The organism is Pseudoalteromonas sp. SMS1 (genome assembly GCF_021530565.1).
Classification (GTDB): domain Bacteria; phylum Pseudomonadota; class Gammaproteobacteria; order Enterobacterales; family Alteromonadaceae; genus Pseudoalteromonas.
The window spans coordinates 295,780-310,681 of the sequence record NZ_JAKGBI010000004.1 but is presented as its reverse complement, the minus strand read 5'-3'; the positions used below and the strand labels follow the sequence as shown (position 1 = coordinate 310,681).

General features: G+C 43.0%; 12 protein-coding genes. 7 read left to right on the top strand and 5 right to left on the bottom strand.

What is annotated here, in order from left to right; all coding sequences use genetic code 11:
* Window positions 1–193: 193 nt before the first annotated feature.
* The gene (codB, locus tag L1286_RS06970; protein WP_235406186.1) at window positions 194–1,411 is read right to left on the bottom strand and encodes a cytosine permease; all 1,218 of its coding nucleotides are present in this window, start codon (window positions 1,409–1,411) and stop codon (window positions 194–196) included.
* Window positions 1,412–1,558: 147 nt separating this feature from the next.
* Here codB and L1286_RS06965 point away from each other — a divergent pair, with 147 nt between their 5' ends.
* Window positions 1,559–2,788: a DEAD/DEAH box helicase gene (locus tag L1286_RS06965; protein WP_235406185.1), complete on the top strand. Its 1,230-nt coding sequence runs from the start codon at window positions 1,559–1,561 to the stop codon at window positions 2,786–2,788.
* 110 nt (window positions 2,789–2,898) lie between these two features.
* On the opposite strand, the gene L1286_RS06960 is transcribed toward L1286_RS06965, so the two are convergent.
* Window positions 2,899–3,372 carry a hypothetical protein gene (locus tag L1286_RS06960; RefSeq protein WP_235406184.1) on the bottom strand — a complete coding sequence of 158 codons (474 nt, stop codon included), beginning with the start codon at window positions 3,370–3,372 and terminating at the stop codon, window positions 2,899–2,901.
* A gap of 233 nt (window positions 3,373–3,605) precedes the next feature.
* Here L1286_RS06960 and L1286_RS06955 point away from each other — a divergent pair, with 233 nt between their 5' ends.
* From L1286_RS06955 to L1286_RS06945, 3 genes are all read left to right on the top strand, one after another.
* Window positions 3,606–4,169 (top strand): DUF6817 domain-containing protein, encoded by a 564-nt coding sequence (locus tag L1286_RS06955; protein WP_235406183.1) that lies wholly within the window; start codon window positions 3,606–3,608, stop codon window positions 4,167–4,169.
* A gap of 278 nt (window positions 4,170–4,447) precedes the next feature.
* Window positions 4,448–5,224 carry a leucine-rich repeat domain-containing protein gene (locus tag L1286_RS06950; RefSeq protein WP_235406182.1) on the top strand — a complete coding sequence of 259 codons (777 nt, stop codon included), beginning with the start codon at window positions 4,448–4,450 and terminating at the stop codon, window positions 5,222–5,224.
* Window positions 5,225–5,544: 320 nt separating this feature from the next.
* Window positions 5,545–6,543: a hypothetical protein gene (locus L1286_RS06945; protein WP_235406181.1), complete on the top strand. Its 999-nt coding sequence runs from the start codon at window positions 5,545–5,547 to the stop codon at window positions 6,541–6,543.
* Window positions 6,544–6,592: 49 nt separating this feature from the next.
* On the opposite strand, the gene L1286_RS06940 is transcribed toward L1286_RS06945, so the two are convergent.
* From L1286_RS06940 to L1286_RS06930, 3 genes are all read right to left on the bottom strand, one after another.
* Complete coding sequence (locus tag L1286_RS06940) at window positions 6,593–8,248, bottom strand: alpha-keto acid decarboxylase family protein (protein WP_235406180.1); 1,656 nt, start codon at window positions 8,246–8,248, stop codon at window positions 6,593–6,595.
* A gap of 31 nt (window positions 8,249–8,279) precedes the next feature.
* The gene (locus tag L1286_RS06935) at window positions 8,280–9,110 is read right to left on the bottom strand and encodes an MBL fold metallo-hydrolase (protein ID WP_235406179.1); all 831 of its coding nucleotides are present in this window, start codon (window positions 9,108–9,110) and stop codon (window positions 8,280–8,282) included.
* A 340-nt stretch (window positions 9,111–9,450) separates the two neighbouring features.
* Complete coding sequence (locus L1286_RS06930; RefSeq protein WP_235406178.1) at window positions 9,451–10,887, bottom strand: glycoside hydrolase family 15 protein; 1,437 nt, start codon at window positions 10,885–10,887, stop codon at window positions 9,451–9,453.
* A 446-nt stretch (window positions 10,888–11,333) separates the two neighbouring features.
* Here L1286_RS06930 and L1286_RS06925 point away from each other — a divergent pair, with 446 nt between their 5' ends.
* From L1286_RS06925 to L1286_RS06915, 3 genes are read left to right on the top strand one after another with little or no spacing between them, the layout of a single operon-like run.
* Window positions 11,334–13,259 (top strand): GMC oxidoreductase, encoded by a 1,926-nt coding sequence (locus L1286_RS06925; protein ID WP_235406177.1) that lies wholly within the window; start codon window positions 11,334–11,336, stop codon window positions 13,257–13,259.
* A complete protein-coding gene (locus tag L1286_RS06920) occupies window positions 13,252–14,385 on the top strand; it encodes a ferritin-like domain-containing protein (protein WP_235406176.1) in 1,134 nt (377 codons plus the stop codon). Before L1286_RS06925 ends, L1286_RS06920 begins: the two co-directional genes overlap by 8 nt.
* Window positions 14,382–14,894, top strand: a complete 513-nt coding sequence (locus L1286_RS06915) for a sorbitol dehydrogenase family protein (protein WP_235406175.1) — start codon at window positions 14,382–14,384, stop codon at window positions 14,892–14,894. The genes L1286_RS06920 and L1286_RS06915 overlap by 4 nt, the downstream gene beginning before the upstream one ends.
* The last annotated feature ends 8 nt before the right edge of the window (window positions 14,895–14,902 follow it).

Sequence of the window (14,902 nt, the reverse complement as noted above, 5' to 3'; positions counted from 1 at the left end):
TTCGGCTGCAACAAATTGTGTAAAGCCAAGTAGGAAAAGTCCGAGGGAGATTTTTGAATACGCAAACACAAAAACAACTCAGTGAAAAAAACTGCGGCGAGTATAAAGAACCTAACACTGTTTTAAATGTGACAAATTGTCGCACTTTTAAAGTTATTTATTTTAATCACTTAGCCGCTTTTCAGTGTGGTATTTACGCCCTCAACCGAGTCATCTTCTGAAATAGTAAAAAGCAACCTAAACTCGTTATAACCGCATTGAGCGGCACAATACCGGGCAGAATATGTCCTGCAGCAATCCCGGTTGCAACACTGAACAATGCGAACCAGTTGATCGACGTGAACTCACTGTGCTCAATGTTTCGATAGTGTGCTCTATTAGTAAAGTAGTGTGCAATTAGGACACCACCGATGGGAGGGATCGCGGCAGACAAAAAGACCAACCAATCTACAAAGTGAGTGTATAGCCACAGGGCACACACCGTGCCGATTGCACCATTGACGATGCTAAGGCATTGACTGGGCCACCCTGTGATGTTGGCAAACCCAAGGCTGGATGCATAAAGCGCATTGTCATTGGTTGTCCATATATTCAAACCAAGTACGATAATCGCGGGAATGATCAGACCTTGTAACATCATTACTTGGGAAATATCAGCTTGACCTGTCGTACCAGCGCCAGCGCCCCCGAATAAAAACATTAAGCTGTTACCGATAAAAAATGCCACAACTGTAATAAACATAGCGACTTTGGCATTTTTACTAAAGCGCATAAAATCTGCGGTCAAGGTACCTGCAGAGATAAAGGAACCCACGACTAAGGTAATGGCATGGGCTAAACTCATTGACGATTCAATGGGTTGTGCTGTCAATTGACCGAATCCGCCAGCCTCCTTTAATGCGAGCCATACCGAAAAACCACCCAACAATGTGATTGCTGGTACAGCGATTGCGGACAAGACCATCAGCGCCGAGATCCCAATATACGCCGTGGCAGTCATTAACGTACCGGTAATTAAGATAAGCGTATTGAGGTCCACTCCAGTTATTTTTTGAACGGGTAGGGCAAACATCGCAACGCCGACGCCAAACCAGCCAACTTGCGTGCCAGCAAGCAATAAAGAGGGTAACCATGACCCTTTCAAACCAAACGAAAAGCGGGCAAGCAAATGAGTAGACAAACCGGTAGAAGCTCCTATGTAGGCCAATGCTGCGGTATACACTGCCAAAATACAGTTACCGATTACGACCGTGATGAAGAATTGGGAGGGCGCTAATCCAATCCCAAGCTTGCCACCTGTCCACATACTGGCAGAAAAAAATGTTAACCCCAGCATCAACATGAGCATTGAGAGCGAGGCGCGCCTAGCGGTGTGAGGCACTGCAACTAAGTCATATTCGCGGTCTGCCATAAGTTCTCCAATGAGTGATTCGGTATGAAGTGTAGCGGGATAATACAGATCAAATATGGAGAAGCGAGATTGCGATGCGTATTAGTACACATGCGCAAGGCGTATTTGCTATACTCCGCGCATCTTTGGCTGTATCAATAGGCACCTATGTCTTTTCAATCCTTAAATCTTGTTGACGAATTAAATCAAGCGCTCACTCATCTCGAGTTTGTCGAGCCAACGGAAATACAAAATTTGAGCATTCCAATTGTTTTGCAAGGCGATGACTTACTCGCCACAGCTCAAACAGGAACTGGAAAAACAGCAGCCTTTATGCTGCCGATCCTCAATCAGCTAATTACCGCTGCACACACCAAGAGTGCTGTACGTGCTTTGGTACTTGCACCCACACGAGAGCTTGCACAGCAGGTTGCAAAAGACGCTCGACGCTTGGCAAAGTTCAGTGAAGTCAAAGTAGCGTGTATCTATGGTGGCGCAAATATTGGCCCGCAAGAAAAGATATTAAAAGCAGGCGCTGACATTGTTGTGGCGACACCGGGTCGATTGCTTGATCATATGATTAAAGGAACGTTGTCTTTAAATACTGTTGAACAGTTGGTCTTTGACGAAGCAGATCGTATGTTGGATATGGGGTTCATTGGCGAAATAAAGCGCATCATGCGCAAAATGCCAGAAAAACGTCAAACATTGCTGTTTTCTGCAACAATGGATGAGGGTGTCCTTTCGCAGGTAAATACTTGGCTCAATAACCCGCAGCGGGTGGGCGTAGAGCAGCAAAATAGCACTGCAGACAAAGTCGATCAAATATTTTATGCGGTTGATGAGGAGCGTAAGCGCGAGTTAATTTCACATTTAATAGGCAAAAATAATTGGCAGCAAGTGCTGGTTTTTACACGCACTAAAAAAAGTGCGGATGAGTACGCGAAAGAGCTTAACAAAGATGGTTTGGCTACGTTAGCTATTCATGGTGACAAATCTCAAGGGGCCAGAGATCGTGCTCTTGAGCAATTTAAAAGTGGCAAAACACGGGTCTTGGTTGCAACTGACGTAGCTGCACGAGGTATTGATATAAAAGCACTAAACTACGTTATTAATGCTGAACTACCCTATGTGGCTGAAGATTACATACACCGTATTGGTCGAACTGGTAGAGCTGGCAATGCCGGACATTCAATATCATTAGTTAGTATTGATGAGCAGTGGTTGCTGGAGGAAATCGAAGTACTCTTAGATACACGTCTAACACCACAGTGGTTAGAGGGGTATGCGCCAGATTTAACTCGAGAGCCTAAAGACAATCGTAAAAACTCATCAAAATCTCGCAAACAACGCGATAAAAAGCGTATTCTTGGCCAGCGCACAAGAAGAAAGAAGTAAGTGCAGCACTAAAAAGCGGGCGAGGATTGATCAGCTCACAAGCACCGGTTGAAGCGAATTAGAGTAGAGAATGGGGCGGTATCGTGTTGTATACCCCCATCCTGTTTATTTTAACCTTCAGGTTTGAACAATGGGACTGGCTTTGCGTTTGGTTGATTTGCCGCTTGGGCAATTTCTGTATAGTTTTGCTTGATGTCAACAATTAATGCATAGGCGCCCTTGGTTGTGACTCTGGTGCCTATCACAAAAGTACCTATGATATTTACATGAGTATTGGAAATAGTGAAACAGATTGGGTTGACAATCGGTGCCCGTTGAGATTGGGAAATAAATACCGACGAATAACAATAGTTTCCGGCTTCAAGGTAAACCCCTTTGACTTTTTTATTAATATAAATCGTTTTAACTGACTTATCTGCCATATTCTCAATTTGAAAGCGTCCACCTTTTTCAAATAGCGTTCTTTCTTTTGGCTTATTCTGTTGGTTTAGTTCTACCGAATGAACGGCGAATAGTGTATTCGCTTCTTTAGCCATACACGTCGCGCTGAATAACGCTGCGCATACTATCAGCCACCTTTTCATTATAAATCCCCTTTTGAGTGCTCGCGCATCACGCGTAAATGTATTGCTGTTATTTGATGCAGAATTATAACTTAAGAGCAAACAGATAAAAGGAGTAATTGATTACCAAATTATAGACTTGTCAAGGAAAGTAGGATCCGCAGAAGTGACATCTAGAAAAAGTGAGCGGACCCTGTTATCAATTTAAATCTTTAAGGTACAATCGAGAGAAAATAATAATTGGGTGGTGAGCTATGGATAAATTTAAGGTGTTACAGGCGCTGGGAGCAGGGGATTTTCAACACCTTGACGGTTCTTTGCAATCTCATTTACAGGGTACGGAACGCATTTTGAAAGAGTGGGGAAGCGGTGAGTTGTTGCAAGTTGCTGGCTTGTTTCACGCGGCGTATGGCACCGATGGCTTTGATGAAAGCATGGTCTCTTTGGCCCAGCGCAACCGAATTGCTGAATTGATCGGCAAAGAAGAAGAAGCACTGGTTTATCTATATTGCGCATGTGACAGAGACTTTGTATTTCCGCAATTTGGAAGTGACCAGCCAATTCAATTTAGAAACCGCTTTACACAGCAAGAATTTCCTTTAAGTGAAGCGGATACTATACTTTTATGTGAGTTAACGGCGGCCAATGAGTTGGAATTAGCGGGTCGATACCCAAAGTTTAAAGCTCGCCATGGTGCCGGCCTTTTAGACTTATTCAAACGAATGGAGCCTTACTTGAGTGACAATGCTCATAATGCATACACTTCAATATTAGCTGATCTAAATGTTCCAGAAAGCGTCCCCTGCCTTGAGGTATAAATACCTCTTTTTATGGGGGGGGTTGTACATGGATGTATTATTACCATAAAAATGTACAGCGCTAAGACATATTCCGTTTAATTGAGCTGCCTGAATATCCATATGCTTAATCACAAAGAATATTTTTAGCGTTGAATGTTGAAAGTATATTCATTTGTTATTAAGCATTTAAAAAATTCACATAATTATTTAAATACTTACATGGTGTTCATTTTTAATTCACTGTCCATAGAATAAATTTATTTCATGAACTACTCATACAATAAAATGGACTTAAAATGATTAAACTAAAAAATAAATTTATACTAGGCACGCTACTCACGTTATGTTCAGTATCCGGTTACGCAATTGAACGAATAGCTGACATACCATTTTCAGATGGTAACTTTAAACATTGCGTACAAATGCAGGCTACCAAGAATAACTGGGTATATACTGATCAAGTGACGGAGTTAAACTGTGCACAGGCAATGATTGAGCGTGTTAGTGAACTGAAGTATTTTCCATCGCTGGAAAACCTCAATTTATCTTTGAATGATATTGAAGACATTGATGTCAGCCAAAATTTGCAGTTAACGAGACTGGAGTTGTCTGCGAATAAAATTACGGATATTGACCTTCGAAATAATGTTAATCTAGAGACACTTTACCTGTCGATGAACGACATAGATTCAGTCAATCTAAGTAAAAATAAACAGTTGAAAGTGTTAAGTATGATAGGAAACGAGCTGTATTCAGCCGACCTTTCCAACAATGAGAATTTGACGTATGTCGATCTGGGTCGAAACAAAATTAGCTGGGTATTTTTGCCGACAAATAATGCAATCACAGAGCTGTCGTTGAGTAACAATATGCTTTCGAGTATTAATATCGACGATTTGACTGACTTAAGAGTTTTGCGGCTGGGCAACAATAATCTGAAATCGCTCTCGATCTCAAACAACCGAAATTTAATGTTACTCAATGTCAAATCTAATCCGTTGAGTGAGTCGACAAAACAAGCATTGAAAAGCAAACACGCAATCTACCACTTTATTTTCTTAAAAGATTTCTAACCAGGATAAAAACATTTTGCTGACTTTACCTAGGTGAGTCAGCAAATGAGTCCCCCAAAACGTCTTTCTAAAATCACTCAAATGCTGTTATGCCCGTCCTCTGGCGTGTAACTTGGGGTTGTGTAAGATATGAAATCGCGCTCTTCTGTTACGTCGTTTATCTTTTCTGATTGTGGTATCGACTGGCATTTCTCTTTGACGTGCAAGCAAGCCCCGCTCTTAGCTATGTAATCATTCATTAATTGTTGTTACACAATTGTGTACCTAAAATAGTTCTGGTATTTTATGGGTATCAAAAACTTATTTTTGGATGGTTGGTTGTGTCGCCCGTAATTGTTTCAAAGTTTCCATTCGTGTTCTTTCTTGCAATTTCAATTTGGTGGGGATTTTACTACCAAAGCAATAGCCGCTTGAACGACTTTGGACAAGCAAACTTCGAATTCTTGTATTTACTCGACGCCTTGATCGTTTTACCCATTATTTGTTTTTTAGCAGTGAAAAATAAAAAAGAAGCGTTGCTAAAGGCCCTCACTCTTTGTTGTCTTGCAGTTTGGGTGGGCAGTTACATTATTCCAGAAAATAGTAAGTTGATATGGCCCTATCTTGAAAATGGGCGCTATGTCATGTCTGCGCTCATTTTATTGTTTGAGGCGGCGGCGATCGTGACGGTCATCCTTGCGATTAAAACGGCGCTCAATCAGGAGGTTGATCCTGACGTGGCGATATCACAACCCATAGAACGGTTTTTAGGTAAAAGTGCTGTTGCAACGATACTTAATTTTGAAACAAGAATGTGGACTTTCGCTTTATTTGCCAAGCGTGTAAAGCCAGAAAATTATCGAGGAACACAGCATTTTACCTATCATCAAAAAGATGGCGCTCAAAGTAACCTGCTGGGTTTTGTATTTTTAATTGCCCTAGAGTTGCCTTTAACGCATCTGCTTTTGCATTTTGTGTGGTCTCCAATGGCCGCAAATGTTGTGACAATTTTAAGCGTGCTGAGTTTAGTGTTTTTTTTAGCGGAATATAGAGCAATGGTGAGAAGACCCATCTCTATCGACGGAGGTGATTTACGCATTCGGTATGGTCTATTCCAGCCATTAACGGTATCGCTGTCGAATGTAGCCAGCATCAATGGCAATGATACGTTTGTTGCCCGTGATAAAAGTATAAAGCGTTATAATTACTCAGGTGTACCAAACGTCGAAATTGTATTGGTAGAGCCAATTGGGCAGATTAAGAAGATCTGCATAGGTGTGGATAACCCATACACATTCATGGAGTCGATAAAGAATAACCGTGAGTTTGAAATGCACTAAAAAGCCAGTAAAGTGTGCTGGCTTACCGGGATATCGGAAGTAAACGGGTTTATTTTTTCTTCCACTTGGCGTTATCTGGAATCGATTTAGGCGGCACTTTTACTTGGATAAGTGAAGGTGAATCGGCGTTTTCTAATGCGCCTAAGATGGCCTCATTGAGGTCTTCATAGGTATTGACCTGCCAAGCTTTACAGCCAAATACATCAGCAAGTTTGCAATAATCCCATTGATGTAAAATACACGAGTCAAAAAATGGTTGGTCACTTGAGAATATCTCGGCATCATATAGCCATTGCTCGACGCCATATACGCCGTTGTCCATGACAAAAATGATTGGGTTGAGGCCAAACCGTGTTTGCGTAGAGAGGCATTGAGGTGTCATTTGAAATCCCCCATCTCCTGTGAATATAAACACACGTTGATGGTCTTGCTTTGCAAGGCTCATACCTGTCGCAGCAGGGCCAATATACCCAATGGACGAATAAGTGGGTTGCGCAACAAAGCCTCTTGGCGTACCTACTTTGAGTAGCAAACTGCCAAAGAAATTTAGGCTGGCATCACTGCCAATCAAAACATTGTCTCCAATATACTCTTTGTTCTGAATAAAATCATAAAAACCTTGATAAGAGATTTTGCCTGTGAAGTCTTGTGGCTGCGCCTGTGTCGAGTGAGGAATTGCACAAGGCGGTGCGCAAGTAATGCTTTGCATGGCTAATTCATCTATGAAATTTCCCAATGGCACTTGTGGTACAAAGTACGTGCCCAGCTTTACCGTATCCCATGCTATTAATGCCGTTTTGTCATAGTCGACACTCTGACCAAGTGTATTGATGTCTGAAAGCCAAACGCCTAAACCAAGAATAAAGTCAGATTCTTTGACCAAGGCTTGGGTAACATCTGAGGAAGCCTGACCGTCGAATACACCCGCAAAGAGCGGGTCATTTTCAGAGAACACTGCTTTACTTATGAGCTCTGTGACATACGGTAAGTTGAGCTTCCTAATTAATGCATTGGCTTGCTCATGCAATCCCATACGGTCTACTTCGGCGCCGAGCCAAATGATCGGGCGCTTAGCTTTCTCAAGTGCGTGTTTAATTGTTTCAATAGACTGGGTGACTCCCTCATCTGAGGGAATGGTCTTCAACGGTGCCAATTTGCCCACAGGTGGTGAACAGGGTTGTTGTACCATGTCTTCTAAAAGCTCAATGTACGCAGGGCGTTTTTGCGAAATACACTGGGTGAGCGCATAGTCAATTAGTTGTGGGGCGAGTTCGGGCGCATCCAACTTAATGGCTGCGACAGTGATGTTTTTATAGATATTTAAGTCAGTTTCTCCATCTATCATATGATGGTATATGAAGCCAGTTTGCTGAGCTGTAAGGCGTTTCTTTATACTGGGAGCCCCATTTATTACGACGACTGGTACTCTTTCCGCGTACGAGGCTGCCACTGCATTTACCGCGCTCAGCGTGCCGGCCGAGTATGTAAAACACATCGCGCCAATACCATTGAGTCTGGCATACCCATCAGTGGCATAGCCAGCATTTAGTTCATTCACTTCTTCAACTAACTCGATGCTACTTGGCTCAATATGCTCATTAATCCACTCTATGGTGTAATCTCCGGCAATTGAGAAGAGATGTTTTAGGCCTAGTTGCTCTAGTCTTTCGGTGAGGTATTGTCCTACAGTATATTGTGTATCCATGCTAATCCACCTGTGTGATTCATCTAAATTATTAATATTCGCTTGCGCCATCGAACAGTCTTGGTAGGTAAATATCGAAAATCGCCGGGCACTGGCGTGTTGGGAACTTTTGTAGCATAAATTGCTTGAACTCTTGATTTTTTAAGCCATCATCAATTGCTTGCTTTGCTGCAATTAAATACTTTAAGTTTTCTGTTACTTCCTTTTTGTCTGCGGGGGCGCCGTGACCTGGTAAGAAAATCTCGTAGTCAGAGGTCAACATATCCTCAAACTGTTCCATCCAATGATCAAGGTATTTGGTTAGATATAGATGCGTGCCACTATAAATGAGATCTTGCACAATAAATACGCCTAACTCAGGCAGTTTGAGTGTGATACCATAGTCTATTTCGGTGTCGATAACACGCTCAATGACGTATTGAACACCATCAATAAATTCAACGCCTGGGCTGACCGCGTGTTGTGGGATTACGACTTTATCTGGCGCGAGATCGCCGAGTTTACCCATGTGATCTTCTCGCGATGCTTCGCCATGCTCTTTAAGAAATTCGATCGTCTCAGGTAGCGTATAGATCTCAATGTCTGAAAACGCATCGCCTAATCCAAACCAATGATCAGGGTGTCTATGCGAAAGATACAAGCGGGCAATCGGCTTTTTTAGGCTGTCCGCGTACGCTCTAAATTGCTTGGCATAGGGCTTTAAAAATTGACCATCTATAAGTACAAGCTCGTTTTTACTTTCAATGATGTGGGTTGCATTGGCGATATTATCTCCCTCGTAAGAAGAAATAAAAGTATGTATGTAAACATCGCCTACGTGTTTTACAACTATTTTGATGGGGTTGGTGATCGGTATATTCATATCGTCTACTCATCCATTGCTTGTGGTGGGAACTGAGATGTCATTACGCCAACAGTACAATGATGTTTTGACCAATATAAGCAGGTTTATCCAGTCGACAGCGAGGGGGCGAAAAAACATGCTAAGGGAGCGCGTTGCACATCGATTAGCCATATTTAGCTCGGTTTTAAATGGCAGGCTTCTGTCAAATTGACCATATAATGTTATGTCCATATAACGCTCCACCCCGCTTTGTCTTTCGAAAGGCAGTCAACCCGCTAGTAAGGTCCTACTACGATTCACTCTGGTTGTTGGGCAACAACAGTATTGAGGCCCCACTTATTTTGGTGGGGCCAATGATTTAGATCTTTAGGGCATTACGAAGATCAATCGCAATAGCAACTGATACATAGCTCCAAGTTAAGTCATTTGCGCTGGTCATAAAGCCGTCGTAACGACTAAACTGCTCTGCCAATGAGACATTTTCACCCGCATGAATTTGAATTCGGCGCAGGTAGGCGTCGCCAAGTGCTTTGAGGCCCTGGACAATGGCTTTAAAAGTCTTGGTCCGATGGCCAAAGCATTCGCCAATCTCTACAGTGATACTCGGATCCTCAAATGACAGCGCCAACATGAGTTGATTAATGTTGTATTGATTTATTTCTATGCTTTTCTGCGCTAAGAATAGAGCTGCGGCTTTGTAACACACACTACTCAGTGAAGCCGTGCACAAAAACCATGGATTACCTTGACTAAGTGGCGCACTGCCTGCGTATTTGTCTTCTGGGTATCGTCCAATCCCTGGCGCGACAGCGTCACCAGAGGTGGTCTCTTCTATGGCGTTTATTGGGTAAAGCGGATCAAAAGCTTGGTGCAAGGCATAGGCAGTTGCTAATACTTTGTCTTCATGGGGATTTAAAAATGGATGGTCGTCAGACAAAGCCTGACAAATGCCCAGTGTTGTGGCCACATCTAAATTGGATGCTTTATAGTCTAGTCCACCTACGCGGTTGAGCGTTGAGACAAAGTAGCCTTTTTCATCATCCCAGAAATCGCCCATGGCTTGTTCGATGTTATCTGCTTGCGTGTTGTAGTAATCTGCTGCGCCTTTGTCGTTCAGTATTGTTGCAAGATCGGCACCTTCACGTAGCGCCGTACGTTGTAGCATTCGCGTGTAAAAGTGAGTGCCATCAACTTCTTCCCACAGATCAAAGCAGGGCTCCTGCCAGTGATTGGCAACAAAATCTAAATCCGCTTTAATCATGCTAAAGGAGGGCTCTTTTCCATCATAAAGCGTGCCTGTGACGTAGTCTTTTTCGCCATTGGCAAGCAAGATATTTGCCCAACGTGTGATTGTGAGCGCACGTTGTGCCGGACCGTCGTTTTGAGGGCGGCCCCAAGGTCCATTGAAAGCTTGTCCGGTTACATAAAACTTAGGTTCGCCAAGGCTGTTACTGACTGTTGGTGTCGTCTGGTTAATTTTTGAGAACTCAACATAGTCAATCATCATGTCGTAATATTGATCTTTAAAATTTCTGCGATCTAGTCCATTGAGCTTTGCTATCTCACTCATAGTTCGAGCGGCGTCTCTGACCCAGTGATAATAATAATTTGGATTGGAACGGGATGGTGAAGCCAGTACCGCACCGCGCTCCCCATCTTCTGGAGAAATATTGGCGACCATTTTATCCAGCACATGTTTTCTGGCCGTTTTTATCCATTTGTCTAGCGGATCTGCGGCAATTGATGTTGCATAGGTGTCATCTGTATTCAATACCGCGTTAGTTTGAGTTGTCATAAGTTTTCCAAGAGTTAATCAGGTTGAAATTCTCGGAATGTCTGTGTGAGAAGCCAAACATACAACCATTTTTTAAACGCACTCAATGTCTCACATTGGCAATCCGTTATATCGCGCAGCAGCGCAACAGGAAGTATATACGCAAAACATAGCTCCACACGGCAATATTTAAGTTTTTTTAACAAGTGGTTAATTTGTGAAGAAAAGTATTTTAATCTTCCATTTTGAAACAGGAAGAAATAATGATTTTTTATTAAAATTGAATTTTTACACTATTTTAAGCATTTTTTGAACAAATTTACTGAATTTAGAGACGGTTTTTGGACTTGTTTAAAATCATACACTGCGGGTTTTAGTTTTTTATTTGCGTTTTAAATTATCTGCTACACTGAAATTTAGCTTGAATGTTAATGCTATTGTTAATGGATTACAGCGGGAAGACTTGTATGAGTGAAGCAAATTCAACAATGAAACAAGTAACGCCTGACACAGCAGTTCAAAATTCGGCCGATGGGAAGTACGACGCCGTAATCGTAGGGTCAGGGATCAGTGGGGCAATCACCGCCAAAGAACTTACAGCTAAAGGTTTCAACGTATTGATGCTCGAAGCCGCACCAGCCAAAGATATGACATACAAAGGGTTTAGATCTTACCTGAGCACTTATTACGCAAATGCATCTAAAGACAACAACTCTCCGTACCCCGATAACCCCAATGCCAGAATGCCACGGTCGACTGATGTGAGCAAATTGAAACCTGGGGTTGTCGATGCTAAAGGGTACTTGGTCCAAAATGGCCCTTTGGCCTTAGATAGTACCTATACACGAGTCACTGGCGGTACAACTATGCATTGGGAGGCCAAAATTTTACGCATGTTACCGGATGATTTCGCTATCAAAAGCACTTATGGCGTGGGGCTTGATTGGCCAATCAATTACGAAGATCTAATGCCTTACTATCAGTTGGCAGAACGCGAGATTGGAGTATCAGCAAACGTGGAAGAGCAGGGTTTTTACGGCATCAAATATGAACCTGATTATGTCTATCCGATGCATGGTTTACCCCCTTCATATTTAGACAAGCTTGTTGCACAGGGGGTAGATGGGACTGAATTTGAATTGGCAGGTGAAACCCATACCGTCAAAGTTAGACCTTTTCCGCAAGGCCGAAATGGCGTGCCGAACGCACGTTACAATGATGGCCAAGGCTTTAAACCAGTGGGGGCGTTAAGTACTTACCAAGTTGAGCAAGGTGGTCGTTGTCAAGGAAACAACAATTGCGTCCCGATTTGCCCCGTACAAGCAAAGTATGATGCGCGAAAAACACTCACCGCGGCGGCCAAAACGGGGAGATTGGATTTTTTACCTCAAGCTGTGGCGAGCAAAGTGGTGGTCAATGAGCATGATAACAGCATAAAACACATAGAATTTAAACATTACTCTTCGACTAATTCAACAGAGCACACGGTGCATCAAGTGCAAGGTAAACGGTTTATTTTAGCGACCAATGCAATTGAAAATGCACGCTTAATGTTGGCCTCACAATTGCCAAGTTCCAGTGGTCTTATGGGGAAAAATTTGATGGATCATACGTACTTGCTTGCTTGGGGATTGTTACCTCAGGCAGCGGGTACCATGCGTGGGACCAAGTGTACGTCAGGTATTGCTGACTTTAGATATGGCGCCAGTCGCAAAACGCAAGCTCCATTTGGGGTAGATATTCACAATGATGGTTGGGGTTGGGCCACCGGGTCGCCTTTTTCAGATGTCGAAACGCTGGTGGATGAAGAGAATAAATTTGGCCGTGAATTACGTCAAAGTGTGGTAGATAGAATTTCAAATCAGCTGCTGTTTGCGTTTATGGTGGAGCAGCCAGCGCAGGAAAGTAATTGCGTGACGGTAGATAACAAGTATTTAGATGCTTTGGGGAATCAGCGACCCATTATTAATTATCAGTTGTCCGACTACTCTAAAGCAGGTATTGCCTATTCGAGGCATACATCCAAGGTGTTTTTTCAGAGACTGGGCGCGCAAGATTATTCAAAATATTCGCCTTTGGACTACGGATACTTTAGTCATGAAGGGGAAGACTACTACTTCAGAGGTGGAAACCACTTTTCTGGGACACATGTCATGGGCACAAGCGCTTTGAACTCTGTCGTTGATGAAAACCAAAAGGCCTGGGATCACAACAATTTATATTTAATTGGTTCAGGCAGTATGCCCAGTATCGGCACGTCAAATACAACGCTTACTTTGGCGGCGCTGTGCTATAAAACGAGCGAGCATATCATCGAAGAATTAAGCCGTTACTCTGTTGGTGTTGTCATGGACTCCGACTATAAAATGGCAAAGGGAGCTGAAAATGAATGATCGCATTATCAATAATATAGACGATTTACACGATATGTTAGACGCGGCAATTCAACTGGAGCATGCGACCATACCGCCCTATCTTACGGCGCTGTATAGCATACACCCTGAAACCAACCTAGAAGCGGCGGCGGCCATTCGTGCTGTGCTAGTCGAAGAGATGCTGCATATGACGTTATCTGCTAACGTATTAAATGCACTAGGAAAAAATCCGGATCTTACTGCTGTTGGGTTTGTTCCCGACTTTCCAACACGACTACCTGATGGGGAAACTGATTTTTCTGTGTCCATTGATAAGTTTTCACCCGATACGCTAGAGACTTTCTTAAGAATAGAGCGGCCTTCGAAAACGTCAAAGGACACTACGTATAGCGGCCCCAAAGGCTGCTTGGCGCGCTCAAATCATCACGCATTTCAGCTAAGAGCAGTGAAGCCCAAAAGTGCACCTGAGTACAGTTTTTACAGCATTGGTGATTTTTATACGGCCATTAAAGAGGGGATTGAATATTTAGAAGAACAGGCCAATCAACGCGGAGAAACCATCTTTACTGGGGATCCAAGTTTGCAGGTTTCAAATGAGTACTATTACTCTGGTGGCGGGCAGATTGTTAAGGTTACAGACAAAGACAGTGCTTTTCGAGCGTTGTCACTGATCATTGAACAAGGAGAAGGGCATGGTCATGAGATTTTTGACTCAGAAGGTGAAATTTCTCATTACTATCGGTTCGAGCAATTAAAGCATGGTCAATTTTATCGAGTAGGTGACCAACCAGGCAAGCCATCTGGTAATAAGTTTGAAGTAGATTTTGACAAAGTTTATCCGATTAAACGAAACCCGAAACTGAAAGATTATCCAAAAGGTTCTCAAATTTATGCGGCTGCATGTGCGTTTAATCATAACTATCAGCAATTTCTGTCGACGGTCAATAAAGCATTCAAAGGGGAACAGGATCTTTTATTGGGAGCGGTATGTGGCATGTTTAGATTAAAGGAACATGCAAGCCAATTGATCCGTAACCCAATTCCCAGTGACTCTGAATACCACGGTGGGCCGACTTTTGAGATGGCCTATGAACAGCCCTCGAAAGACAAGCAAGCGCAATGTCCCTCGGAGAAGATGTCATGACAAATCAAGCTTATCAAATTCAACAGTTTATAGAACTATCAGGCGCTTTGACAGATTTTAATGCCTATTCGCTCAATGGCACTGGTCAGGTACAAAGCTATTACGATACGTTAACTCGCATTGTCGGTTGTGTGATGGTAGACGAGTTACTTTCAATTTTTGCCGCTATTTACGAGGCTGCCACAGATCATGAGGCATTTAATGAAGCGCTGCGAAAGCACATTATCGGCAATGAAAAGTTCGGGCCAGTGGCGCGTAATATCATCAAGCTTTGGTATACGGGGACATGGTATCAAATGGCCCAGTTTTGGCGCGAGACGTACGGCATGAGTGATGAAGATGTGACCTTCTTTGTCAGCTCAGCTTCCTATGCGGAAGGACTACTTTGGCAAGCGATTGATGCCAATCCGTCAGGTGCTAAGGGGCCAGGATATGGTTCTTGGAGCTTGCCACCGAGCATCAATTTTGACAATTGTTGGCAGTTTAAGCCTTTTAATCACACTAGCTAATAGGCGTT